General features: G+C 56.1%; 21 protein-coding genes. 10 read left to right on the forward strand and 11 right to left on the reverse strand.

The genetic code is table 11. From position 1 onward, the window contains the following. Positions 1 to 461: 461 nt before the first annotated feature. Positions 462 to 1292 carry a hypothetical protein gene (locus tag ETQ85_RS05850; RefSeq protein ID WP_148578113.1) on the forward strand — a complete coding sequence of 277 codons (831 nt, stop codon included), beginning with the start codon at positions 462 to 464 and terminating at the stop codon, positions 1290 to 1292. Here the strand turns inward: ETQ85_RS05850 and ETQ85_RS05855 are convergent. The 4 genes from ETQ85_RS05855 to ETQ85_RS05870 all read right to left on the reverse strand — a co-directional run bounded on the left by ETQ85_RS05855 (position 1264) and on the right by ETQ85_RS05870 (position 8169). Continuing rightward, positions 1264 to 5859 (reverse strand): site-specific integrase, encoded by a 4596-nt coding sequence (locus tag ETQ85_RS05855; protein ID WP_148578114.1) that lies wholly within the window; start codon positions 5857 to 5859, stop codon positions 1264 to 1266. The two genes, ETQ85_RS05850 and ETQ85_RS05855, sit on opposite strands and share 29 nt — an antisense overlap. Before the next feature lie 276 nt (positions 5860 to 6135). Continuing rightward, positions 6136 to 6887, reverse strand: a protein-coding gene (locus tag ETQ85_RS05860) for an IS5 family transposase (protein ID WP_246128628.1) whose coding sequence is annotated in 2 segments (ribosomal slippage) — positions 6136 to 6560 and positions 6560 to 6887 — 753 coding nt in all. Because the reading frame shifts where the segments join, the coding sequence is not laid out codon by codon here. A 62-nt stretch (positions 6888 to 6949) separates the two neighbouring features. Continuing rightward, the gene (locus ETQ85_RS05865) at positions 6950 to 7456 is read right to left on the reverse strand and encodes a hypothetical protein (protein ID WP_148578115.1); all 507 of its coding nucleotides are present in this window, start codon (positions 7454 to 7456) and stop codon (positions 6950 to 6952) included. Between the two features lie 464 nt (positions 7457 to 7920). Continuing rightward, positions 7921 to 8169 carry a helix-turn-helix domain-containing protein gene (locus ETQ85_RS05870; RefSeq protein ID WP_148578116.1) on the reverse strand — a complete coding sequence of 83 codons (249 nt, stop codon included), beginning with the start codon at positions 8167 to 8169 and terminating at the stop codon, positions 7921 to 7923. 143 nt (positions 8170 to 8312) lie between these two features. Here ETQ85_RS05870 and ETQ85_RS05875 point away from each other — a divergent pair, with 143 nt between their 5' ends. The 4 genes from ETQ85_RS05875 to ETQ85_RS05890 all read left to right on the forward strand — a co-directional run bounded on the left by ETQ85_RS05875 (position 8313) and on the right by ETQ85_RS05890 (position 11438). Then, positions 8313 to 8549: a hypothetical protein gene (locus ETQ85_RS05875; protein WP_148578117.1), complete on the forward strand. Its 237-nt coding sequence runs from the start codon at positions 8313 to 8315 to the stop codon at positions 8547 to 8549. Continuing rightward, positions 8542 to 9771 carry a site-specific integrase gene (locus ETQ85_RS05880; RefSeq protein ID WP_148578118.1) on the forward strand — a complete coding sequence of 410 codons (1230 nt, stop codon included), beginning with the start codon at positions 8542 to 8544 and terminating at the stop codon, positions 9769 to 9771. The genes ETQ85_RS05875 and ETQ85_RS05880 overlap by 8 nt, the downstream gene beginning before the upstream one ends. Continuing rightward, positions 9764 to 10735, forward strand: a complete 972-nt coding sequence (locus ETQ85_RS05885) for a metal-dependent phosphohydrolase (RefSeq protein WP_148578119.1) — start codon at positions 9764 to 9766, stop codon at positions 10733 to 10735. The genes ETQ85_RS05880 and ETQ85_RS05885 overlap by 8 nt, the downstream gene beginning before the upstream one ends. A 133-nt stretch (positions 10736 to 10868) precedes the next feature. Then, a complete protein-coding gene (locus ETQ85_RS05890) occupies positions 10869 to 11438 on the forward strand; it encodes a hypothetical protein (RefSeq protein WP_148578120.1) in 570 nt (189 codons plus the stop codon). A 17-nt stretch (positions 11439 to 11455) separates the two neighbouring features. On the opposite strand, the gene ETQ85_RS05895 is transcribed toward ETQ85_RS05890, so the two are convergent. Next, positions 11456 to 11761: a helix-turn-helix domain-containing protein gene (locus ETQ85_RS05895; RefSeq protein ID WP_148578121.1), complete on the reverse strand. Its 306-nt coding sequence runs from the start codon at positions 11759 to 11761 to the stop codon at positions 11456 to 11458. 165 nt (positions 11762 to 11926) lie between these two features. Here ETQ85_RS05895 and ETQ85_RS05900 point away from each other — a divergent pair, with 165 nt between their 5' ends. Together ETQ85_RS05900 and ETQ85_RS05905 are read left to right on the forward strand one after the other, a co-directional pair. Beyond that, positions 11927 to 12580 (forward strand): hypothetical protein, encoded by a 654-nt coding sequence (locus ETQ85_RS05900; protein ID WP_148578122.1) that lies wholly within the window; start codon positions 11927 to 11929, stop codon positions 12578 to 12580. Positions 12581 to 12602: 22 nt separating this feature from the next. Then, entirely contained in the window at positions 12603 to 12962 is a 360-nt protein-coding gene (locus ETQ85_RS05905; RefSeq protein ID WP_148578123.1) for a hypothetical protein, read from the forward strand. Positions 12963 to 13001: 39 nt separating this feature from the next. Here ETQ85_RS05905 and ETQ85_RS05910 read toward each other — a convergent pair whose 3' ends face one another. From ETQ85_RS05910 to ETQ85_RS05920, 3 genes are read right to left on the reverse strand one after another with little or no spacing between them, the layout of a single operon-like run. Then, on the reverse strand, positions 13002 to 15245 hold the full coding sequence (locus tag ETQ85_RS05910) for a DEAD/DEAH box helicase (RefSeq protein WP_148578124.1): 2244 nt from the start codon (positions 15243 to 15245) through the stop codon (positions 13002 to 13004). Next, a complete protein-coding gene (locus ETQ85_RS05915; RefSeq protein WP_148578125.1) occupies positions 15214 to 16509 on the reverse strand; it encodes an ATP-binding protein in 1296 nt (431 codons plus the stop codon). The genes ETQ85_RS05910 and ETQ85_RS05915 overlap by 32 nt, the downstream gene beginning before the upstream one ends. Next, positions 16506 to 18905 (reverse strand): tellurite resistance TerB family protein, encoded by a 2400-nt coding sequence (locus ETQ85_RS05920; RefSeq protein ID WP_148578126.1) that lies wholly within the window; start codon positions 18903 to 18905, stop codon positions 16506 to 16508. Before ETQ85_RS05920 ends, ETQ85_RS05915 begins: the two co-directional genes overlap by 4 nt. A 319-nt stretch (positions 18906 to 19224) precedes the next feature. On the opposite strand from ETQ85_RS05920, the gene ETQ85_RS05925 reads away from it, so the two are divergent. Beyond that, on the forward strand, positions 19225 to 19617 hold the full coding sequence (locus ETQ85_RS05925) for an H-NS histone family protein (RefSeq protein WP_148578127.1): 393 nt from the start codon (positions 19225 to 19227) through the stop codon (positions 19615 to 19617). A gap of 452 nt (positions 19618 to 20069) precedes the next feature. Here the strand turns inward: ETQ85_RS05925 and ETQ85_RS05935 are convergent, their stop codons facing one another. From ETQ85_RS05935 to ETQ85_RS05945, 3 genes are all read right to left on the reverse strand, one after another. After that, on the reverse strand, positions 20070 to 20372 hold the full coding sequence (locus tag ETQ85_RS05935) for a hypothetical protein (protein WP_148578128.1): 303 nt from the start codon (positions 20370 to 20372) through the stop codon (positions 20070 to 20072). Next, positions 20324 to 20494: a transposase domain-containing protein gene (locus ETQ85_RS05940; RefSeq protein WP_222862081.1), complete on the reverse strand. Its 171-nt coding sequence runs from the start codon at positions 20492 to 20494 to the stop codon at positions 20324 to 20326. The genes ETQ85_RS05935 and ETQ85_RS05940 overlap by 49 nt, the downstream gene beginning before the upstream one ends. A gap of 336 nt (positions 20495 to 20830) precedes the next feature. Then, positions 20831 to 21463: a hypothetical protein gene (locus ETQ85_RS05945; protein WP_148578129.1), complete on the reverse strand. Its 633-nt coding sequence runs from the start codon at positions 21461 to 21463 to the stop codon at positions 20831 to 20833. A 531-nt stretch (positions 21464 to 21994) separates the two neighbouring features. On the opposite strand from ETQ85_RS05945, the gene ETQ85_RS05950 reads away from it, so the two are divergent. Together ETQ85_RS05950 and ETQ85_RS05955 are read left to right on the forward strand one after the other, a co-directional pair. Beyond that, on the forward strand, positions 21995 to 22708 hold the full coding sequence (locus ETQ85_RS05950) for a tyrosine-type recombinase/integrase (protein WP_246128629.1): 714 nt from the start codon (positions 21995 to 21997) through the stop codon (positions 22706 to 22708). Positions 22709 to 22976: 268 nt separating this feature from the next. Beyond that, the gene (locus ETQ85_RS05955) at positions 22977 to 23873 is read left to right on the forward strand and encodes a restriction endonuclease (RefSeq protein WP_148578130.1); all 897 of its coding nucleotides are present in this window, start codon (positions 22977 to 22979) and stop codon (positions 23871 to 23873) included. The last annotated feature ends 53 nt before the right edge of the window (positions 23874 to 23926 follow it).

A 23926-nucleotide genomic window follows, 5' to 3' on the forward strand; every position in this document is an offset into this window, starting at 1 on the left:
CCGAGTGCTTTCGCTATCGCTCAGCATCTGGAACGGGTCGGTAGCACTGGTTTGCCGACGGATACAGCGGTCGTTTAACCGACTTGGCCTGGTGTCTGCGCAGGTGACATCGGCTGCTCAAGCATAAGTGGTCAACCGAGCAAGGGTAGCGTTCTGATCAGTGTGCAAAAGCCCGGCCGGGCTTACAGAGTGGGTGGTCATGGTAAGAGGTTGATTGTGCAGATCGACCTTGATCCCTTGGGAGGGAAAACCATGACCACGAGCGAGACGGTAGGAGGGAGCTACGCTGAAAGACGAAATTCGGGGGGACAGCTCAAATCGTCGACTCGTCTGACTATTATTATAAACTGCATGAAATTTTTTCGTTTTTAGACGCGCACAAAGTAGCGCTGACTAAAAACAAACCACGCATGCAAGCATGGCATGATGGGTCATCGCATATTAATAAATCGGTGACATCAATGCCCAACACCCACCCCCCCACATTCGACAACCCAACAGCCGACGTAAGCCCCAAACCAATCCTAATCGTTCAACAAAAGACTGCGATTTTCGCTCGGCGAATTGACAGCCATATAATATCAGGAAACTTCGCAGGAATTGAATGGCGAAACCTTCGAGCAATCTCAGACGGAATAATAGAAACAATAGTATCCGCAAATATAATTTCCGAAGAGGAAGTTGATGCAATTGAAACCTTGCACCTAGACATAACGAGCCAAACAATAAGTCCCTCCATACACCTATACTCTCGAGTAGCTCTGGACTCAGACAAAACAGGCGCTATCAACAAGCTTTGTCGAGCCCTCTCTGCTCGCATACTTAAATCATCTTGCAACCGATCAGAAACTGATGATTTATACGACGACGCTCCTGAAAAAATCACCCTTACTGAAACTGAAGAGCTGGCAGTCAAGCAAGGATCAACGCGCACTTCGGCCACAATCGGCGCCAAAATCACTCACCCCGTTGCCATTCTCGACGAGCAGACTCAGCAAATTTCCGCGCTAGCCGGAAAAACCCGAAAGCACACACGAGCGGTTGTCGGCACCGACAGGGATATCTATGTCAATGCCGTTATTGACGAACTGGGCTACAGCAAATTCAGCGTAAGATTAATTTGCGAAAACGGAGACGTGGTAGACGGTTACTATGGCAATCGCGAGCTTTTTTCGGAGTTCGCGAACGAATTAAAGAGCCAAAAATCTCATCACTTCCTTGTAAAAGAAACATTGACTGATGATGGAAAAAATATCCGGTCAGTTAGCTTTGATGGCGAAGCAAAGCCATAACCTCACTAACTACTATTGACGCCAGAAACTCAGCCGCATGACGTATTGCATGATCCGTCTCACGGATTAAAAACGCGATTCTTTGGTCTACTAAAAACTCTCCATTCTCTCCAGTTCTAACTGCATCAATCTGAACTGGGGGATTGGATTTTCTCGGATCTTTCACCTTAAATCCAATCGCTTCTGCCGCGCTCAATAATTTTTCGCCACACTTCGTCGAGTGCACGACAAGCAGTTGCTCGCTCCCAATCCCCCACCAGTCCAGATGTCTTTTAATCGACTCGAGATCCGCCGCACCCCACAGCACAAACTGCCTTGAGGTTGTAGCTTTCAAATATAGCGAGCTTTGGCCAGAAGGCATCGCCGCAGCTTTGCCCCGTATCCCCGCCCACTCAATCCACTCATTCCAGCCTCTATCACTGATACGCGCAATTAATTTACAAAGAGACGGATTATTTATTGATCTGGATAAAGGCAAGTCACGTGAGGAAACACTAAATCGAAACTTATTCGCTACAAGTTCAAGTCTTTCGTCAATCAGCTTGGCTGCCGTTTCATCAAAATCCAAAGCATTCACCGCTTCCTCGCAGGCGAACCCTCGCGCCCGAAGCCGTAAGTACATTAATCCGTCTGCAACGGAAAGCCGGCGATCGGGACTATTTATTCGATCTCTCGTCAGCACTGCACAGTATCTTGGCGCGTCATCGAGATTCTTTAGCCCATCAATAGCCCGTAGCTTTTCAGTCGGCGCGATACTATTAAGCTGGTTCGCCCAAATGTCGAGCAAATGCAGATAGTACTCCTGCGTTGTTCCTGCACCTGCGTGGCCAAGGTATCGCTCAACAGCAGGCAAGGCTCTTCGGGTGACTTCAATCCGACCTAACAATAGCGCCCTCGCCTGAGCCAGACTTACATCATCCAGCTTATGCAAGCCAATAAAATCAACATCAAAGAGACAAGCTGCAACCACATTGCCAGCACTGTGTCGAGCTAGATGTAGGTTCGCCCTTGGGTTTCCCGTCACACATCTGATTATCGGGATCACAGTCCTTCGCAGACGAGCAACCGACATTCTTCTCACTCGACCATTCGGACTCCCGAACTCCGAACCAAAAATAGGGTAGTTTAAATTACCCCCCGCCTGGGCCTCGGAACGAGCAATAAAATAATTAACAAGTCTGATCTCGTTATTATTAAGCCGAGCAACAAGGGGAACCAAGCGCCGGGACGTTTTTTTTGTCTTGAGCTTTCTTAATCTATTGCTAGATACAGCGACAGCCATTTCGCCGTCAGGCGTTCCCAATACATCCCTTCTCAGCAGCCCGACACTCTCCCCGCTCCGCAGCCCGAATCTATAAACCAACAACAAGAGAAATGCAGACTGCTTATCAATCTCTCTGCTGGCAGTATCAAAAAGATGCTGCAGGGCTTTGAGATACTCAACTTCCGAGATCACGCCAGGATTGGCACTTATAGCTTTTTCTGAACCTGGAACTAGCGACCAATCCGGATCCTCCACGGGTTTTTGCAATGAGAGCCACGAATGAAATTCTTCCAACCGGAGCCGGCTATAGCGTTGCGACTTTTTTGGAACAACACCAACAACCTCAGCATATATCTCCGTGATTTCGTCTTCATCAAAACTCTCTACATCATCATGAGGAGCCAGTTCGGTGAAGCCCTTTGCAAGTGCGCCCAAATACCTTTCGATAGTCGCTAGACTTAAGTAATCTTCCCGACTTTTCTGATTGTGTCTGAGGATCAAATGAGAGACCCAATGAGCGAGCAAGCACACCAAAGGATTGGCAGAATCGCAAGCCTGCCCAGCGAGCGCCTCAATCGCTTTCGAACGTTCCTCACGCGTTAGCGTATTTTTTATGTTATTTTCGTTCAACTTACGGACTACGTCCCGCATGAGATTGCGGCTTGCCACTTCTCGCTGATCTGACCGAACGTCAAAGCCCTTAGCGGCAAAAGGAAAATTGGAGGTCAAATCCAATATACGTTTACTATCCCTCTCATCCGAAACGAGAAATCCAAAGTCGCGGGAATAGCCGTCTTGCAATCGAGTAAAATCGTACCAATTCAGTGAAAATGACTTCACACGCCCGGCGAGGAAGCCCGCAACGATCCCGGGCCGCGTTATCGCATTCAATTGGTCAACTAATGCTGCTATTGCAGAGACAAGTTGGGCAACCGTAGTGATCGTAACAGTGCCAAGCGAATGACTCTGAACGCATTGAGCCATCGATCGAAGGCTGCCATCGATCTTACGTTTTCCAGCATCATTAGGCCGCGTACCTGCCAATGTGACGGAGAGCAGCCGAGCCGTAGCGTGGCTTACCTCGAGCCGACGGCATAAGCCAGAGGGTCCAGCGTCGGCAATCTTTTCCCCAAGTTCAATGTAAGTTCGATTTTTGAATCCAACCAGCCGAAAATCTCGGCCGGCAAGAATGCCCTTGAGTACGTTGACATCGGTCAGCCGAGTCTCGAGAACCAGTCGCAGCACGCCAAGCGTCAAAGCTTTGCCCATTGCCCTAGGCAAGTATGCTGGGACCGGCACTTTCTCCAGAAGACCGAGAAGCTGCTGATGTGCCGCAATGGCTCCACTCGCCATGTGCGTAAATGTACTGGGCTCGTCGACAAAGGCTAGATAAACGTGGCGCACCCGCACAGTTCGAGTTTTCTTTTCTTGGACACGCTCCAGCCGTCGCAAGAGGACCGAATACCGCAGAGCCCCCATGGAGTGGGGTATGCCATTTCTATTGAAAACAAGCGAGCGACTCAACTGATCGATTTCATCGGCGTCAAGGTCGCCCAATTCACGTCCATGACAGAATCCATCAATCACCGCTCCAGCATTACGAACTGCAGCTCGAAAGCGCTCACCTCGAAGTCGGGCACGCTCTGCACGCCCGAATAGGGCTGGCGGCTGTTCAACTATTAGAATTGGCTCAAAATTCGAGAGCGGTACCTCTTCGAGGATCTGAGCAATCCTGATCGGGCGAAAGCCCAAACTTGCAAAACACGCCTCCATGACAGGCCTTGCGCCCGCCATATCCTCAAGCCAGACTCGAATAGATCGGTCACCGTATGTTGAGCTACCGCGTTCCGAGTGGCCAAGTATGCCATCGATGACTTCCGGGTCAATCAATGCAGTACGAAGCTTGCGGGCCAGACGGTGGCGAAAGTGCCGGAGCGGTAAAGGCCAGGCGAATAGCCCTAAACTCGCGATCATCACCTCACTGAAAGAAGTCCACCGAAGGTTTCGCCCATCCAACTGGAGAGAAAAGAAGAGCGGCATCGTGCCTGACGAAGCTCTATTAGTGCTGTTCCTCATACGCAGCCCTAGTTCTGAATCACCACTGCGCTCGATCCACGAAGCAAGTGAGCGGAGATAGGGAAGGTACTGCAAAGCTATAAAGTCAGACAGAGCTTTTGGTAATGGGACGAGACGACCAGACCGAGACAAGCCACTAAGCTTATCCGCGACAAAGACGAACCTCTCTTCAAAATCAAAATCGACCACTGACTCGAACGGTGCCCGAACTGGACGCGCGCCCGTAGCTGCTTGCAGAGCAACGAGTATGTAGCTCGTCAGGGCGTTGTGAAAATCGACGACACCGTTGTTGCGCTTACGACGAAGTGACGCTGCGGCCTGGCGAATTTCTACACGTAGAAGAGCCTCAATCGGATCAAGTCGACTCCCTAGGACGTTGGCTGTGAGAGCGTTGTGAAGACTTGGAGCCGGCAGCCCCGATGTAAGGAGTATGTTAGTAAGTTCTGCACCCGTCCAACTTGGGTACGCTGCTGCACCTGGCAGTCCCGTATTAGGGTGGCGCGCATAAAGCCGAGCGAGAACTGAGTCTCCGGTTGATGAGTAAATTTGCCAGGGAAGAAGATTGGTGAGCATCCCAGCAGTCACCCGAGGCGCAACCATTTCCATGACGTCGCGGAAGCGACTAAGGAGTAGCTTTGGCGCGAAGAGATCACCAAGGACAGTCGGTGAAGATGAATTCGGCACGAGCCGTGCCCTGAAGACTTCTGCAACATCGGCCGGCAAAGGCAACTCGTAGGAGTTGCCCAGTGGTCTAATCCAACGGTCGTGGCGTTCCTCCGGACGCCATGCTCGGCTGGGGCGAACAGCTTGGCGCAGTATCATTTCTGGGGTGACCGACCATTCATCCTCGGGAATGTGTGAGATTTTTATCGTGAGCGCACGAGCCAAAGAGCGGCCGGTCGCCATGGCGATCCACAGCACAGCCGCGAGCAACTGATCCTCTACGTCATCGACTTTGAGGGCTTTTGCCATCCATGCGTTGATGTTTCGCAACTCGCTAGGCGTGATCCGCGACCATGTCCAAGGCAAGAACTGGTTTTCCTCGACGCTGTGCAGCAAAATCGACGAGGCGTACTTGATCTGGCCAGTGAGTGTGATGTCCTGAGGCACAGGGACACTCACAAGATAATCATCTCCCAAATCCCCGACCATCTCGATCTCGACAGGAGTCTCATCGTCGTCAGGCATGACCAGTGACACAGGCTCTGCGGCGTTCGGCAGCACCACTCTTATGTGCTTCGAGGCACCATTGAACAGCCGGCTGCGCGAACCGCTATCAACGGCACAGTCCTCGCGTAGAGCGACACTGCACAACGCCCTCAGAAAAGCTCGATTACTTGGCTCAAGCCCTCGCTGTGACTGGATGAGAGTCGTTGTACGCCTAGATACTTGAGCATCGAGCCCGAGAAAGCTTCTGGCTGTCAGCCTTAAGGCGGCCAGAGTGTCCAGCCAAGTGACCTTGCCGTCACCCGCTAGTCTCAACTTACTAGGGCCTGTTCTCAATTACGCCAACCAGACGAAAGCACAAGCGAGATGAACGAAGGACAGGAATGACTGTGCGAGTTTGTCGTAGCGCGTAGCGATACGTCTGAATTGCTTGATCCGACAGAAGAAGCGCTCGATCAGATTGCGGTCCTTGTAGATATGGCGATCGAAGGTACGCGGGTTGAGTCGGTTGGCGCGAGGTGGAATGACCGCCTGGCTGCCTTGCGCCGTGATGGTTTCGATAAAGGCATCCGAGTCGTAGCCCTTGTCGGCCACAATGAACTCGGCGGGCTGATCTTTGATGAGTGCGCCCGCTTGTCCGATATCGGAGATCTGACCTGCCGTGAGAATGACTCGCACTGGATTGCCCAGGGAATCCACCGCCACATGCAACTTGGTGGTCAATCCACCCCGCGAGCGGCCGATTTGCGGGTCGCCCGCTTTTTTTGGGCGCCGGCAGCGTGTTGGTGGGCGCGCACGATCGTCGAGTCGAGGAACAGATATTCCATGTCGGCCTCGCTACGCAGCGCTGTGGCAACCCGCTCCCACACCCCTTTCTCGCGCCAGCGCGAGAAGCGAACGAAGGTCCGGTGCCAATGCCCCAGTTCCTCCGGGAGATCGCGCCACGGACTGCCCGTGCGCATGATCCACAGCACCGCTTCGACGAAGCGCCGATTGTCCTTGGCCGTAACACCACGGTCGGTCGCCTTGCCGGGCAAGAGTTGTTCAATGCGCGCCCACTGGTCGTCGCGCAGCATCTTCCGATCCATCCTGAGCTCAGCCGAAAAATCAGGATATAAGCAGATTCAGACCGCTGTGAACAGCCCCCTTGCTATGTCATTGACCGTAAACAACTTTTTTGACACGGCTTCCATTTGGCATGCCGATGATTCAGCAATTGAGAACAGGCCCTAGCGACTTCTCGTAAGGCGGTGTCGAGGAGAATGCCTTGTTCAGCTCGCTCAACGGAGTGCACCAACGTCCAGAGTCGCAACCGGTCATAGTCTGCTCTTCCTGCAAGGTCGCCGGAGGCGTGAGGGTTGCGTGTCGCCAGCAGGGCAAATAGGTAGAGGTACTCGAGATCGCCAGCGAAGCGTGTACGGGCCGCTTGCGCATCCGGAAGTGGTCGATATAACTTCAGGACTTGTTCACCAAGCATCTTGAGCTTAGCTGCGATCTGATAAACAACATCAGCTGCAGCGCTCTCCACGGCCCAAAGCTCAAGCTCATCAAGTACGTTAGGCCGATTGAGGAAGTGCAGGATCGATCCGATCGCGCCCGGCCGCACGACGGCTCCAGTTGCATCAAAGAGGAGCAACAGGGGAGCAAGCAGCTCCACTTCCTGTGCCCATGCGCATAGACGCTTCCATTCGTCGGGCAGGTGAGCAGGGGTCGTAAGGATGCGTGGCGAAGCCGGGGCAAGTGGATCGACTTGATCGGGATGTAGCGGCCTTGAGAGGGGCATGGCAGAGGGGGCTGTTTGCAGGCGACCCGGCACAGCCTATCAGACAAGCCACAAATATGCAGGTTTAAGACCCAATATCTCAACTCCTGTACATACTACATGCACACAGTTGGCGTACCCTCCGAAGGGTCACTGGTTCGACTCCAGTCGGGCGCGCCAACAAATCAATGGGTTAGATCAGTCGATCTAACCCATTTTTGTTTTTGGCCCATCCTTGGCCCAAATTTAGCCCGCCTCTGGCCCACGGTTTTTTAGCCCCGCTTGGCAAAGGGACGGTTTGCCCCCTGCTTCCCTGGCCCACGATTCCGTGGGATTCGGACCGTTCGGCCCTCGCGTTACTACTCTTTCTCGCCAGCAGGCTTACATTCGTTCGGTAGGTGCTCGGCGAACTGTTCGAGCCGACAACCGAAGTAATCACAAAGACGATCAAGATTGTCCGTCACGGTACTGTAGCCGGGATGGTTTGCGATCTTGGAGAGCGTCATCCGGTTGATCCCCGTCTGCGCGGCGACCTCCGTCATCGTGATCACGCGGCGTTCGCGAAACTCTTTCTCTGCAATGAGCTCCTTGAGCCTGAACCTGATCATGACTTGCACCTGAGTGTGTTTAGTAGCGGGTGATTAAAAATATTATCGCCTGAGGTTGACATTGCGCATAGAGGTGATTAAATTTGTTATCAGGCGATCACCAATAGCGACCGTCGATCCGATTAATAATCACGGAGAGCATCGTGGAACTGACTTACCTCACCACCGACGAATTGTCGGAACGCATTAAGTACGACCCCCGGACGATTCGCGAGCGTCTGAAGGACAGCGTTCTGATCGAAGGTACGCACTACATCCGCCCTTTCGGCGGCCGGAAGATTTTGTACATCTGGGAGCACATCAAGCGCGACATGGGTTTGAGGTCTGCAGATACCAGCTTTGCCATTCCTATGGCGAACGGGGGGGTCTGCCATGGGTAGCATCCGCAAGCACAGTCAGACCGGTGCATTGTTCTTCGATTTTCGGTACGACGCCGTCCGCTGCCGCGAATACACGACGCTGCCGGACACGGCAGCAAATAAGAAGAAGATGGAGAAAGTGCTGACGATGATTGAAGCGGACATCGCCGCAGGCACCTTCGATTACCGGCGTTACTTCCCCGCCAGCAAGAACGCCGCCCGCTTCGATGTAGCCCCGACCGTAGCAGTCTCGATCTCGGTTGCAGCTCCCAGTGTCCAGCCGACGCCCCTCTTCAAGGACTTCGCGGAAACCTGGTACCTGGAGAAGGAAGTGGAGTGGCGCAAATCCCACCGGATCACCATCCGTCGGGAACTCGACAGCCTGATCTCCCGCTTTGGGGAGCAGGCGGTCGGCCAGATCACCAAGGCTGACGTACTTGCCTACCGCGCCGAACTCGGCAAAGTAACCGCGCGGGGCAAGGAAACAAAGTTGTCTGCTGCACGGATCAACAAGATGCTGAACCCGCTTAGGCAAATCCTCAACGAAGCGGCCGACCGCTTTAATTTTCACACGCCTTACCAGAACATCAAACAGCTTCGTATCAAGCGCACGGACGTCTATCCGTTTTCCCTCGACGAGGTGAAGTCGATTCTCGGGACGGTGAGGGAGGATTTCCGCAACTACTTCACCGTGCGCTTCTTCACCGGCCTGCGTACCGGCGAGGCGGATGGACTCAAGTGGAAGTACGTGGATTTCGAGCGCCGGCTGATTCTGGTGCGGGAAACCATCGTTCTGGGCGACGAGGAGTACACGAAGACCGACGGCTCTCAGCGCGACATCCAGATGAGCCAGCTGGTTTTCGAGGCCCTCAAGAAGCAGTTCGAGGCCACCGGCAAGATCTCGGAGTTCGTCTTCTGTAACCGTCTGGGCAAGCCCCTCGACCACAAGAACGTGACGAACCGGGTCTGGTATCCGCTACTGCGGCATCTGGGCCTAGCCAAGCGGCGGCCCTACCAGTGCCGGCACACCGCCGCGACGCTGTGGCTGGCGGCCGGGGAGGCACCGGAGTGGATCGCCCGCCAACTGGGGCACACGACGACCGAGATGCTGTTCCGGGTCTATTCGCGCTACGTCCCCAACCTGACGCGCAAGGACGGTTCGGCCTTCGAGCGTCTGATCACCCAGTCCATCGCCAGCGAGCCCCTGCCGATGAAGAACGTAGAGGAGAAATACGATGCCTGATTCCAAACTCACTTTTGAGGCAAATCGTCTGCCGGGTGCGGATCAGGTGGTGGACCGACTCCCCTCGGTGTTTCGTCTGCAGTCGATCGCCCGCTTTCCCTTCGATGAACGGCACACGCTGTGTCAGGCCGCCCTGTTCCATGAGCAGGCCAGCCTCAAGGTGGAATGGCTGTGCCGTCAGCCCGACAATCGGCTGACCGTGGGTGCCCTGGTGGCAATCCGCTGGCTGGGCCGTCCCGTGTCCACGATGGGCGCCGTTCGGATCTCCCGCCTGGTGAAGCTGGAGCGACCGGAGGCCAGCCTGGACCCCTTCACGACCGTCCTGCACAGCTGGGTCAAGGATCGGGCCCTGGTGGCACGGGCCACTCAACTCTGGGAGGAATTGGGACGGCCCCTTCAACACCTCTTCAATGCGGTGTTCTGGGATCACCATCGGTTCGAGCGCTATCTGGACGGACCGAGTTCGCTTGCCGGCCATCACAACGGGCGCAATGGCAATTTCCGGCACGCGGTCGAAGTTGCCGAGCGCGCCCGGGCCCTCGCCAGCCATCATCCGGAGGCACATCTTCCCGTCCTGATCGCCAGCAGCCTGCTGCACGATGCCGGCAAGGCCGAGGAGTACCGCTTCAACGGTCGATTCCGCTGTTTCGAGATGACCGAGCGCGGCGCCCTCCTGGGCCACAAGCACACGGTGCTCGAGTGGATCGCGGCCGCCCGTGCCCAGCATCGGGTGATCCTGCCCGAAGCCCACTACCTGGCACTGCTTCACGCCATCACTGCCGCCAAGGGGGCGCCGGACTGGCTTGGCTTGCGGGAGCCGCTCAGCCTCGATGCCCACATCCTGTCGATGGTCGACCGCCTGTCCGGTCAGGCGGATCTGGTCGCCCGGAACGCCCCCGTGCGAGGTGGATTCGGTGCCTACCACCGGCATCTGCGCGGACGACCCTACGTGCTCAGGGAATGAGGTCTGTGCGAGCAGGATCCGCTGCACGGTAGCGGATCACAGCGTGCACTTAGGTAATTGGGACATTTCGCTATGCTGTTACTGACAGCGGACGCCCCGTCATTCCTACTCTCGCTATTGCTTGGAGATTCTCATGAATCAACATGAAGGCAGCGCTCGTCCTGCAAACCGGCCACAGCGTGGCACCCGCATCACTCGTACGCTTGATCTCGCCAATCCGCGCCTGATCGGGGTCTGGAAATGGAACTTCGGAGAGGTCAGCCGCCGCCTCTACGAGATTTGCGTCTTCGCCCCCACTGTCCTGCGCGAAGCCTATCCCCTGGATGAGTTGCAGCATCTGAAGGCTTACATCGAGCAGCAGGCACTCAAGGTGGAGAACATGATCGACTGGACCCGGTCGCAGTTCGATGCGACCGGCCTGCAGGAAGGCGAGCCTGGCTGGATGGAAGCGTTGAGTGCCGACATCCGGACACCTCTGGCAGGCGCTTACGCGGACCTTTTTGTCCGCGCAGATCTCGCCATCCGCCTGCTGGACGCCCTCTGGGTCCAGCAGGCGCTAACCGACGCGGGCCACGAAGAAAGAACAACGGCCATGCGTCGGGCTCCACTCAAGATCCTGGGCGAAACCAGAAAGGCACATGCGCGGTGCCAGAACAGCATTCAGGCGTTGTATCGCCAGCGGGAGTCGTCTGGCCTGCTTTGACCGCTTGGAAGCCAGGCTCATCCTGATTGGAACTGAATGATCAACTGGCGGAGTTGATCCCGGGAGTGACCTCCCAGTATCCGGATCAGCTCCGCCAGATCGTCATTCGGCTCATACAGGTAAGAGACGGGGACATTCAGTTCTGCAGCAAGGCGCTGGGCCGTCTGCAAGTCCGGTAAATGTTTGCCGCGCTCGTATTGGTTGATCCGCGCGCTGGCAACGAACTGGTCAATGCCGGCCAGGATGCCGAGCTGCTTCTGCGATACGCCTTTCGCCTCGCGGGCTGTCCTTAGCCGCCTGGCAAATGCTGACTTCTCTTCCATCCTAGCCCCCTACTGACGAGGACTAAGAGACTCTTAGGAACTACACTTATGGCATACTAAGGAATACTTAGCTTTTAGATCATCAGACCACGGCATTGAGGGCCGCTACGGTTCTTCACCTGCCACGAAGACATTCGTTTAGCCAATTCAAATAAGGATAAAACCATGTACAAGAAAGCCATTTCACTGGCGCTCGGCATCACGCTGACCGGCTGTGCCTCGATGAAGCCCACCTATCACACCGAATCCACCTTCGTCATTTACGACGTCAAACCCGCCACGATTGATCGGAATCAGTTGCTGAAGGCGGTGCTGGATGCCGTGCAGAAGAGCGCCAGCAAGCTGCGGGTGAACCGGGATATTCCCCCTGCAGAGCTTCCTGCCACCCCTGGTCGCTTTGAACTTCAGGATCCGTTTGCCAACTCGAAAATGGGGGCGCTACTGGCCTCTCAGGCCCAAAATATTCGCGTGCCTGTCTGCAAGAACGCCCTGATGACCGTTTCAACGGACAACACCAGCATGGCCCAGTATGGCGAACAGACGACACTGTTCCTGTGCGTTCTCCCCTACAAGGAGGGCTACCAGATCGACATCTATTCGACCTTCATCCGGGAAAATGGCGGCATGACACCGCAAGGCATCAGTTCAGCGATCGGACGCTCGCTTATTGGCGATTCGAGCCAGTTCATCCCCCGGACCATGAATGCTGTCCGGACTGCCGCCGAATCGGTTGGGGCGAAGGTGACCGTGGTCGACAGTTACATCCCGGAGGACTTCAAGGGGTCATTCGTGAATCAAACCGAGAGCGCCGGCAAGTAAGCCCAGAAAGGAGGAAAACAAAATGGACAAACGCGTCGTTGGAACACTGCTGGGTATTGCCGGAATATTGTTGTGGTTCATGCCGTGGACTCAGTTCTCCATGGGGGAGATGGAGTTTGCCCGGACCGGCAGTCACGTTGGCGGGATCGCTTACGTACTCTTGATGAGCTCACTGGCCTACGCGGTCCTGTCTTGGGTACCGGAGCCTGTGCCACGCATTATTGTGGCAGCGCTCTCGACACTCCTCAGCAGCATCTTCTGGCTGGATGCTGGAGAGGCCGCCGCCTGGGGCCTGGTTGGGCTATGCATGGTGAGCGGTATCAGTCTGCTACAAGCAATCGAAGAGAACCGTGCCTTCAAGCACGCAGAACAAGCCAAGTAAGCCTTAGGACCGAGGGGGCGTTTCAGTCACCCACCGCTATCATCCAATCAGGTGGCTGAGCCCCGCAGCGAATCGTCGGGCCTCATTGAGTTCCAGGTTCAGAGACGCAAACGACTTTCTCAGAAGCTCCTCGGGCATCGCCCAGTCCCATTTTTCACGCAGGATGTTCTTCGCTTCGGCGAGTATACGGACGGGGTCAAGGTCGGTCATCTCGCCGACCCTTGCCACAGCATCAAGCAGTCGGTCCGTGGACACCCCCGGGACAGCCAAGGCAACACCCTCATTGTTGGCACGTAGCCCCATCGTCGCGAGGAGCATGACCAAAGCATCATTCACGGCATCACCCAGCCACGTAACAAGCACCGCTTCGTGCCCCCACTGGAACACCTGGGACGTGTGCAGGTTCGTTCGACGATAGTAGTCCCGGGCCTCTGCCAGCAGGGCTGCGGCGCTTTGGTCGAGAAATGGTACCGGCGTGCTCTCGGCCAACACCGCCCGCATCTCTTGGCGGACGACGTCGTGCACCACCGCACCGCCACCATCGAAGGCTGGAGGCGCACCTCCTCTGTCAGGCGTAACCATGACCACCTTGTTCTCGGAGTCGACATCCAGCACCCGCCAGCGACGACCGGCGAAAATGACTCGCTGGTCGGGCAGCAGTGGATGTGAAACAGGAAGTGAGCCCAGAGTCTTGCCTTCGCAGAGGAGGCGAAACTCGTCGTCGGACGCAAAGGCGGCATAGAACTCGTAGCGGTTGACCAGCTTCTCACCCAGCTCACCGTGCAGCAGCAAACCGGAGCTATCCTGGGTAAGCAATTGCTTGTCACCCATGTGCCGAAGCAGGGACACGAAATCAGTGCGGTCCAGTCCTTCAAACGGGCCCCCTTTCACAAGGAGCGCCCATAGCTCACCTGCCATAGCCCCTCCACGCTCAGCAATGACAGAGAGAATCTGCTGGATGAGAGTCGAGCAGTGCAGACCACCGACTGAAGGTGGTTCAAACCACCCGCGGAGAAGCAGGCGCACCATCGCGATCGTTTGGACAAGCCCTTCCCTGATCGAGTCAGACAATCCCGACTTCGGACCGAGCTCCGGCTCAATGCAGTAGCCTCGCAAAATCGCCGGCTCACCCTTTCGGCGCCCGGAGCGTCCCAATCGCTGCCGCAAGCTTGCGATGGAAGGAGGTGGGCCGATTTGGCTTATGCTTTTCACGGCACCGATGTCGATGCCAAGCTCCAAAGTGGTGGTGCATATGGCGGTTGCCGGCTTGGAGCCGTCCTTCAGAGCTCTCTCGGCATCCTCGCGGAAGTCCTTCGATAGGCTGCCATGGTGTGCCCAGAACTCATTCGGCACACCTTGCTGCTCACAGCGCCGGCGCAGCAGATCCGAGTAAAGCTCGACTTGCCGACGGCTGTTTGGAAACACCAAATTATTCGAGCCCCGCAGCACCTTGTAGAGGTGCTCGGCCACCTCCAGGGTACTCCCAGGAACAAGGTCTTCCACCTCGGGATCCCTGATCTCCGGCAGCCCCTCGGCTCGAGCAGGTTTCTCGACGTAGCCCTTGATGAGGATCTTGAGCTCTTGCCCACCACTCCCCGCCACGATCAGATCGACGAGGTTTGGCTTGTCTGGGCGCAGGAACTGGGCAGCCAAACCCATGTCCCCGAGTGTCGCCGAGAGGCCTACCCGCGGCAGCCGCCGGTCGACCGTCCGCTCAAGGCGGCACATCAGCGACTGAAGCTGCTTGCCCCGCTCCGAGCCGATAAAGGCGTGCAATTCGTCCACGACGACATAGCGTAGCTTCGACATCAGCCCTGGCAGGGCCGTCCCACGCCGCACGAACAAGGCTTCAAGGGATTCAGGGGTGATCAGAAGCACGCCCCTGCCATCCTTGAGGAACTTGTGCTTCCGACTCACCGCTACATCACCATGCCATGCAACAACCGGAATATCGAGTGAGTCGCACAGCCCCGTGAGCCGCCCCCACTGGTCGTTGATGAGCGCCTTCAAGGGACTGATATAGAGCACTGAGCCAATGTGTGGCTCGTGACGCAGCATGTGCGTGAGGATGGGGAAGAACGCTGCCTCGGTCTTGCCCGCAGCTGTCGGAGCCGCAATGATGACATCCCGGTCCGCGTCGATAAGCGCGGGAATCGCTTTCTCTTGCGCATCACGGAGTGCGGTCCAGCCCTCGCTCCAGATCCAACGCTGGATGCGTACATCCAGCAGAGCAAAACCTTGCGAGCCCCCGTCAGAGCTTGAAGCTGGTGAGTTCGTCGTCATCCTCTACCGCCACATCCGTCGCACCACCGCTGTCCTGTTCCACTTCAACGTAGTTCACGAGCTCTCTCCAGTCGGCAGAACTGTTCTGCTCGAGTACAGCCAGCAAGTTGATGAACGCCGTGATCGTCGTCCGCGGCGTGCGAAAGTAAGCCTCTCCCAGCCTCTCCGCACAGTGCAACATGAACGCGGGGATGGCATCGTCAGGCAACAGATACCTGTTCTCATCCCCAGATGCATAAACATGCCGGAGCTTGTAGAGCAGCACATAGAAATCTTCGGGCGTAAGGCTGGCCAGGCGCAGCACCGGGCCGGAGTAATCCACCATTCCAGCCTTGGCAAAGGTGTTCTCCGCCAACCGGGACTGCAAGGCAGCGTAGCTATAGAGGCCTCGACGCGTGTCCAGGAGAAACTCCGGCGTTCCGCCCAGCACAATCCCCAGCCCCTCTGCTGAGCCCTGGAGGGAGTCGTTGAGAATGCGCAGGATCTGCTCGTAATTGGCGTTGCGCGCCTGAGTGTTGGAGAGCTTGTACAGGTTTACCAATTCATCCAGGCAGACCATCAATCCGCTGTAGCCGGCAAGGCGGACAAAACGCGCCAGGAGCTTCAACTGATCATAGATGGAGGCGTCGTCAATGATGGTGCGCACACCCAGTGCTGCGCGCGCATCGGTCTTCGTCGTGAACTCGCCTCGCAACCAACGAACAGCATCAGCCTTGAGCTGCTCGTTGCCTTCGTCGAAGCCTCGGCAGTAAGCAGCGATGACCTCCGCAAAGTCATAGCCATTCACCATCTCTGCCAGATGGTCGAGCTTCTCTCGAACAACGACTTCTGCTGACTTGCCGCTTGCTTTGGCCTCGGACTTCGCTTGTGAAATGAACTTCTCAACAACACCTGGCAGGGCCCCACCATCAGGCTTCGTGCGAGTCGCCAGATTCTTGGCCAGCTCGGCGTAAAGCGAACGCGCCTGCCCCCCCGTCGCATGAAGGCGCCGGTCAGGGGTCAGGTCTGCGTGCATGGTGACGAGCTTCTTCTCCAGCGCGATGGCGCGTACCAGGTTGAGGAAGAAGGTCTTTCCGGAGCCGTACTCTCCAATGACGACCCGAAACCCCGAGCCCGCATCAGCGACACGGTCGGCATCCTTCATCAGCGCTTCAAGCTCTTTGACTCGTCCGACTTGGATCAGATGCTGGCCTACACGCGGGACAACACCTGCACGAAGAGATTGAATGACCGCGTCGCGGTCTTTTGCGCGAATCGTGCTCATACGGGGAGCGCCTCTAGAACTTCTTGGTTGATATCGATCGGGTCATCACCCTCGGTGAGCGGTGCATCGCAGGCATCCAAAGCAGCCTCGTTGATGTGCTCGAGCGCCCCATCGAGCATCAACTCCATATCCGAGGCGGCATCCGCCAGCTCATCCCGCAGCCAGGAACTACGGGTCACCAGCAAGCGCACAAAGGCTGAGTGGCTTGCATCCAAACCCAAGAGCCCGGTCTGCATCTGCTCGGCCTCTTCTTCCGGCAGCGCCGTAACGACCTCGGCGCTCTCCTGCCCACCCTCCTCCACAAAAACGTTCGCAAGCAGCGCAGCGACCTCCGCGGTTTCCTTCTGGAGCTGGGCGATACGCGCGGGATCGAGGCTGAAGCCCTGTGGCTTCAAATTCGCCGAGCCCACTTCAGCGGTCGCAGGCGCCGGTGCGTCATTTGCATGAAGATCGGCATAGACGAGCTTGATATCGAGCCCCAGAGCTCGGTACGTCCGCTCAAGGAACTTCACTTCCGAGGGGCTGACAACGCCATCGGCCTGGGTAAGGTGAGCAAGGAAGCGCGCTATCGAACGACGGGCATTATCGGCCAGATGCTCAAACTTCTTCTTTACCCCTGCCAGGGTGGCGGGCTGCTCGATACCCAGCCTCAGGTGTGCCTTGAGACGCTTGCGATGCACCACACTGAGATGGCTCCATGAGTCGACATAACGCGTCAGGGTCAAGAGCTCTTGCGCAGAAGCGTCGCCATCGGCAAGTGCCACCATACAAGCCAGATCGAGAGTAACGGCTGCCGCCTGATAAACCGCCCCCTCACGCTGGCTTCCCTCGTCGGGAGACGCAGCAAAGAGGGCAATCTTGTCCTCCGCCTTGGGGGGGCGGACACCTGCCAGCACATCCGGCTCCATGCCAAGCTGCAGATCCTGCAAGGCCCGTGCCAAACCGATCACCCTGTCACGCGACAGTGGCCCCGCGCTCTTGAGCCGCCCGGAAAGCTCCCCGAACGACATGACGACCATCCCGTCGCCCACCCGAGATTTCAGGTCATTGAGCTCGGCTTTCACGGCTGCAGGCCATAGATCAACAGGCAATTGCAGCAACGCTTCCAAAGCATGTGCTTTGTCTGGGTTGCGGCCAACAAAACGGCTGTAGGGCTCCAAGGCTGAGGTGCAGGTATCGACAAGAGCTTGAAGTTTCTGGACAGGCACCTTCACAGCGGAGACGTCTGGCAGCCCCCCCAAGCTCTGCTGGAACGACTGCCCGCAAAGCCCCGCGGAGGCCGGCTGGTACGAGCACTGCAGCTTTGTCTTGTTATTCCGGAGGCGGAGGCCTTCTCCATACTCTGCAGCGTACTTTTGCTGGAACATCCGGGCGAACTCTGCTCCGCATCGCGTCACGGCAGTGCGGCGCGAGATGTTGGGGTCCGCCAGTGCCCAAGCCAACGCCCAGTTGGCAGGCACGGGCTGCTGGTCAGCAGCAAGCTGACCGAGACCGATCTTCAATCCCAGAGGGAGCTCATAGCAGCGATCAGGAATGGCAGGGGGGGCATCCAGGTACACCTTCTCCGCCACTTGCTCAGCATCCAGGTAAGCCAGGAAGTGCGTCGCGTATTGCCGGAAGGAATTACTGCCACCGTAGATACCAAGCAAGCGCTGGACCTCGACCTTTATCGCCGGAATATCGACCTTGGCAGCAGGGTCGGTATTTACATCAACCAAAGCCCTACGTTCCAAGCCATAGAAGAAGAGAAACACATAGCCGATATCCGCGCTCGGATCCCGACGACCACCCGCGAGCCACTGAAGGTAAGCACGCCGCGCATCTGGCGTGATGTTCGAGTAGCTCGACCAATAGTCCATAAGTCGCAACGAAGTCACGACCGGCGCAGTCGCGACACTCAGCTTCGGGTCTATCAGCGCTGGGTCGACCTCCCCATATCGGGCTCGCAGCCCTGAACCGACGTAGAGCAGGCCACCCGATATCTCGAAACCCGCGACAGAGACTGTCTCTCCGACAGGAACCCACTTCCACTGACTGCCGACGGGGCCCTCCGGGATCGGAATCCGGTGCTCTGCCGTCTGAGGCTCAACACTCAGTACAAATGACGCGAACTCGTCCTTTGGCACCGCGGCTCTTTCCACTTTGAGTGTAGGAGCAGCGCTGCCACCGTCTTGAGGGACGGGCGCGCCCGCCGAACGTGGCGTACTCACAACGCGCTGAACTGGCTTGGCTCGACTTCCCGAACCCATCATCTTTACAACCACCCTGATCACAATAGCCACGGCACCTGCAACAAAGAGTGTGCCCCAAACCTCCTTGGGCACCGAAGCGACGATGCCAACAACGACCATCGCGCCCACCAGGACCATGCTTGAGCCTGCGTTCTTCTTAGCCATAATTTCCGGGGTCAGCCGTGCTTCGGGAGCGGGGGAACTAATTCTGAATCAGCAGGGTGAAACCGTTCATTAATCCGGGAGGTCAACGATAAACAATCGGGATCTGCATCACTGAAAAAAGTGAAACGACGTTTAACCTCAGCCACTCGTCATCTTCGCGATTCACGCAGCTTTCGACAGCGTAAAAAATCACTCATAATGTGTGCGTTGCATCACAATGATTTCAGATGCACCTCTCGAGAGAGACGACCAATTTTTGAATCACCCTTTGCTGGCTGACAAACTGTCACCGTCCATTCGCAAACAGAAAACCCTACTCATGTCCAAAGACCTCGCCGAGCTGAGTCTTACCGAACTCAAGAAACTTCAACGCAAGATCGAGACTGAACTGCAGAAGCGCGAACGCACTTCCCGCTCCCAGTTGCTCAAGAGCATGGAAAAGCTCGCTCAAGAGGCAGGCTACAGTCTGTCGGAAGTCCTGGGAAAGAATGAAGCCTCGACTGCAGTCACAGCTCCCAAGGAAAAGAAAGCTGGCAAGCCGGCGAGGAAGAAGGCGGTGAAGGACAAGAAGCCTTCGGTCATCAAGTTCCGCAATCCTGCCAACCCCGATCAAAGCTGGACCGGACATGGCAGAAAACCCAACTGGGTTGTCGAGCATCTGCAGAATGACGGTGCTCTTGAGGCACTTGCCGTGTCGAATCCGACCACGTAAGGGCCACGCAAATCACGTGCTTCCGTAGGTGCCACGTGCGGCCAAGCAGAGCAGCCACCTAGAATCTTTCCAAACCAACTTACGGCAGTTCGTCCCAACCCTCTACACGGGGCAACCCGCTCGACATTTCTGCTAGCAAGTCGGCAGCCTGTATCGAGGCCGGATGGCGATCTGGGCGCTTATCCTTCTGCCAAGGATCTCAAGCTCCATGTGATCATCAGCGCTGAGCCCGTTCTGCTCTAGGGAGGATCTGGGTCCCGTCAGTACCAAGGCGTCGTCGGCTTTTTTGTCGGTTTGGTGCATCATCCCCTCCGCTGAAAGCGGTCACCAAATTACAACAGTGTTTAAATTCTATCCAAGTGCATGCATTGGCTGGCAATCCACAGATTGGCCAGCCCACTGCGGCCTCAACCGTAAGCGTCCGAACCGAACCGTCTTGACGGCTCGTCAGCCTATGGCGCGTTGATCTCGTCGATGAAGTCGCCTTCGTCGAGCGCGTAGGCAATCGCCGCATCCAGCCTGAGCAGCAGATCGGAGAGGGATTCGCCGGAGCGGCGCTTGAGCATGGCCAGTGCATCGCTCGAGTCGGCCGCGATGGCAACGCAGCCGGCCGGGCTCATGACGCCGAGGGTGATCTCGCCTTCTTCGAGGAAGGCCTCAATGTGGGGTAGGTGCAGACCCTCGATGCGGGCGGGCTCGGGGGCGTTCAGCCGGCCTTTGGCGGAGCGAGCTGGAGTGCGTTGGCGACGTTCCATGGCAACAATTCTTCCACACGGCTGACCGGGTGATCGGCAATCAGGGCGATGACATGCCGCAGATAGCGGCCTCGCCGTTGAATGCCGTCCTCAGCGATTTGAGAACCTTGAGTCTCCTGCATGGTGTCCACCTTTCAAATGATGGACACCTTCTCAATTCACATGAGCTCAAACAAGACGGGGCTGACCGGACGATTACACTCAACCGGTGGATAGCAAGAGTGCAGCAAATCGGTAAGCTGATGTTCAACCCGATTTCCGACTCAACGGCGAGTGATCGACACTTTGCCCCCTGACACCACCAAACTGGTCAACGGCCGTTCGGGCCAAACGCCTGCCACTGGTCGAAAGGCTGTTCATCGGCCAAAGTGGACAGTCAAAAGCATAGACGACTACGTCGGCTTCCGAACCACAGCCGTCACCGGAGCACCAGGAAAGCTGCCGTTCAACGCCCGAATTCACGGGCATCTGCTTGGAAGAAAAGCACACTGCTGCCCCACAGTGGGATCATTCCAGCAGGTCCATTTGGGGCATTGCTTTGGCGCACCAGAACTTCGATTCATTTGATTCCACGCGGAGAATGTGTAACCAGAGATGTTCTTTGGGTCGGAGCCAATATACAAGACCAAATTCCCATCGTCTTGCATGTCAAGAAAGTAGTTGGCATATGGTTTAACTGACGGGTTCGACTGATAGATCGCTTTTTGAGGATCGCCGTTGACACCTTCAGCCGAGATAACGATTCCCCCGTTTTGATATACAACGAAGTGCCCGTCCTGTTGTACGAGTAGACCGGCCCCAGGGTTTCCTGCAGTTCTGGTCGACCAATTCGCACTCTTGACGATGTCGCTCTCAATTGCATATAGAACAAAATTGCCATCCGTGGCTTGAAGCACCGCAGTCCATTTTCGATTCGGCGAGGTGAGGCATTGGCCAGGCTTCAAGTAGAAATTTCGAGTGGCAGTGGCGGCGACGAAGGTGCCCTGTCCGGGAATCACCGTGCCAATTTCTTCTGTACATGGAGCGGGAGGCTTTGCAGAAGCTTGGCTAACAAAGCAAGAGAACAAGAGAAGAGAAATGATGGATCGCATGAAAATTTCCTTTCGTAGTTGCTAAAGGAATAACCCCAAGTGTGTGCACTGGTGACTCCGGAGCGCCTAACCTTGTCTTAGGGCGACAGCCCTGCTGCGCAACATTGCCCCTGCTCCATAACATCCGACACCAAGTGTTCGCTGAAAAACAGGTCTGACGTGGCGTCCGGCTCGCAACGGGCATTTTCGACGCGCAATAACAGAGCAGCAAAGCCTGCGATCCGATTACGTGCATTTCGGTGCTCTATACCCACTGTGCCGGTCCGGATCGAACGCTTGTGGCCGATAAAAGCCTCCTGTCATGCCACCATTTCAGCATAGACGGGCGCCATCGATCCGCAAGTGAAAATGTGACGGTCATCGGCGGCTCTTGGCCGACGACCGACCGCTCCAAACGCCTCTCCAGGGGCCGGTGCTCCGACAGGGATGTCCGTCGCGCAAAAAAATTGATATCGAAAGGGGAATGGCGCTTACCGGACGCCTGTTTCCGCTCAACGTCGGCTTTCGAGATAAGATCGCCACCGGCAGGTCATGGCCGATAGTACCCTCTCAGCATCATTGCCGGTAGCGGCCCGTCGCTATGAGTTCAAGAATCTGACTCCGATCAACAGCAAGGAGCCAATCATGGAAACGCGAGAGCATCCGCATCGGGAAGCCTGGAACAAGGGGAAGTTGGTTGGGCAGAAGGCACCGCTCAAACCCAAAGACATCTGGGCAATCCGCATTCATCTACAAAATGCGCACGCGGTGCGCGACCTCGCCATGTTCAACCTGGCGATCGACAGCAAGCTTCGGGGCTGCGACCTCGTCGGACTGCGGGTGCGTGACGTGACACACGGAGGCCAGTTGCTCTCACGCGCAATGGTCGTACAGCGGAAAACGCAGAGGCCAGTGCAGTTCGAACTGACCGAGCCTACACGCACGGCTGTTGCGGCCTGGATTGCGAAAGAGGGATTGAAGTCGGAAGACTTCCTCTTTCCGAGCCGGCTGCGCAACTCCCCGCACGTCTCCACGAGGCAGTACGCGAGGATCGTCGAGCATTGGGTAGCGTCGGCCGGTCTTGATCCAACCGCCTACGGTACGCACTCGATGCGGCGTACGAAAGCGACCTTGATCTACAAGCGCACAAAGAACCTGCGGGCCGTTCAGCTCCTGCTGGGACACTCGAAGCTTGAAAGCACTGTGCGATACCTCGGCATTGAGGTGGATGACGCGCTGGAGATCTCGGAGCAGACGGAGATCTAGATCGTCTCTGCGGCCACATCGGCGACTCCCGTGTGGCCGCTTTCTGGCATCATGTCGAATGCGTACTGCCGGCCACAACCGGCCATTGAGGAATTCTCCAGATAGCAGACATTCCGGCGTCAGTATTATTGGGGTTGTTATGCTGACGTTTTTTGGCCACTTCCTTGCCGCACCGGAAATTCCGAAGGCACAATTACTGCATGTATATCAATTCATATACTGACCCAGAGGGTCCATTTAATAACTGTTAGGCAACTGCTCGTTCGCTATGTTCATCCCTGTAAGCCAAGTAGCCGACTGGCGTGATCTACAAAACAAGGTATGCCAGTTATTCAATGAGATGGAATATGAAGCTGAAACAACCAAGAGAGTTGAATTGGCTGGTCGCGGAACTAAGGAAATAGATGTCTACGTAAAAGACCTTCTAGCCAGTCACAACCAGATATATCTCATTGAATGCAAGCACTGGGAGAGCAACGTACCCCAGGAAGTCGTGCACGGGTTTAAGTTCGTTATGGAGTCAGCTGGAGCCAATACTGGATTTATCGTTAGCAAAAACGGTTTTCAATCAGGGGCGAGAGAAGCGTCCAGATTCACCAATATTCAACTGGTCACATTCGAGGAGCTTCAACACCTATACGGATGTGAGTGGTTCCGAAAGCAGCGTGCCAAGCTAGCCCCCCTTCTCGACAAGCTCCGGTCAATACATGGACTCCATTTCGAACAATTTAATCCTGCCACAATACATAACAACATGCGATTCAATACTCAGGATCTTTATTCGAAGCTTTGCTATTTTCATCGCTGGGTTGGCGACCTAATGCTTGCGATTTCAGGCAGATTTCCCGAAAGTTATCTAGGCCCAGAGCCGGTGCAACTCGCAAGAAACCCTTCCGATCCATCGTGGAGATCGGACGATTGGTTTGAGATTGCCACGGTTCGGGACTACTTTTCTACCGTATTTGCTGCCGCACGAAGATGCATCAATGAATTCGAGGAGCTTGCGGCTAGAGCTGATGAGCACTTTGAATCGCTTCCAGATCAAGAGCAGGATGAGTGGTTCTCTCGCAGTCTGAAGCGAATGAAAGAAGAGTCACCGATTCGAGTGTTGGAGAGCAAGCTTAGCGCCGAGGAATACCAGCGACTGCTTGCTTTACTTGCATAACCCATCATTGCACCGGACCTGCGCAAAAAACCGCGCAGGCCGGTAAATTCAGA

The organism is Zoogloea oleivorans (assembly GCF_008107625.1).
Lineage (GTDB): Bacteria > Pseudomonadota > Gammaproteobacteria > Burkholderiales > Rhodocyclaceae > Zoogloea > Zoogloea oleivorans.

What these genes read in the sequence shown, in the direction of transcription:
- ETQ85_RS05910 (WP_148578124.1), bottom strand. Translation starts at nt 15,245, where the DNA reads ATGACGACGAACTCACCAGCTTCAAGCTCTGACGGGGGCTCGCAAGGT.
- ETQ85_RS05925 (WP_148578127.1), top strand. Translation starts at nt 19,225, where the DNA reads ATGTCCAAAGACCTCGCCGAGCTGAGTCTTACCGAACTCAAGAAACTT.
- ETQ85_RS05895 (WP_148578121.1), bottom strand. Translation starts at nt 11,761, where the DNA reads ATGGAAGAGAAGTCAGCATTTGCCAGGCGGCTAAGGACAGCCCGCGAG.
- ETQ85_RS05885 (WP_148578119.1), top strand. Translation starts at nt 9,764, where the DNA reads ATGCCTGATTCCAAACTCACTTTTGAGGCAAATCGTCTGCCGGGTGCG.
- ETQ85_RS05915 (WP_148578125.1), bottom strand. Translation starts at nt 16,509, where the DNA reads ATGAGCACGATTCGCGCAAAAGACCGCGACGCGGTCATTCAATCTCTT.
- ETQ85_RS05870 (WP_148578116.1), bottom strand. Translation starts at nt 8,169, where the DNA reads ATGATCAGGTTCAGGCTCAAGGAGCTCATTGCAGAGAAAGAGTTTCGC.
- ETQ85_RS05945 (WP_148578129.1), bottom strand. Translation starts at nt 21,463, where the DNA reads ATGCGATCCATCATTTCTCTTCTCTTGTTCTCTTGCTTTGTTAGCCAA.
- ETQ85_RS05905 (WP_148578123.1), top strand. Translation starts at nt 12,603, where the DNA reads ATGGACAAACGCGTCGTTGGAACACTGCTGGGTATTGCCGGAATATTG.
- ETQ85_RS05950 (WP_246128629.1), top strand. Translation starts at nt 21,995, where the DNA reads ATGGCCGATAGTACCCTCTCAGCATCATTGCCGGTAGCGGCCCGTCGC.
- ETQ85_RS05920 (WP_148578126.1), bottom strand. Translation starts at nt 18,905, where the DNA reads ATGGCTAAGAAGAACGCAGGCTCAAGCATGGTCCTGGTGGGCGCGATG.
- ETQ85_RS05900 (WP_148578122.1), top strand. Translation starts at nt 11,927, where the DNA reads ATGTACAAGAAAGCCATTTCACTGGCGCTCGGCATCACGCTGACCGGC.
- ETQ85_RS05880 (WP_148578118.1), top strand. Translation starts at nt 8,542, where the DNA reads ATGGGTAGCATCCGCAAGCACAGTCAGACCGGTGCATTGTTCTTCGAT.
- ETQ85_RS05890 (WP_148578120.1), top strand. Translation starts at nt 10,869, where the DNA reads ATGAATCAACATGAAGGCAGCGCTCGTCCTGCAAACCGGCCACAGCGT.
- ETQ85_RS05955 (WP_148578130.1), top strand. Translation starts at nt 22,977, where the DNA reads ATGTTCATCCCTGTAAGCCAAGTAGCCGACTGGCGTGATCTACAAAAC.
- ETQ85_RS05940 (WP_222862081.1), bottom strand. Translation starts at nt 20,494, where the DNA reads ATGCAGGAGACTCAAGGTTCTCAAATCGCTGAGGACGGCATTCAACGG.
- ETQ85_RS05850 (WP_148578113.1), top strand. Translation starts at nt 462, where the DNA reads ATGCCCAACACCCACCCCCCCACATTCGACAACCCAACAGCCGACGTA.
- ETQ85_RS05935 (WP_148578128.1), bottom strand. Translation starts at nt 20,372, where the DNA reads ATGGAACGTCGCCAACGCACTCCAGCTCGCTCCGCCAAAGGCCGGCTG.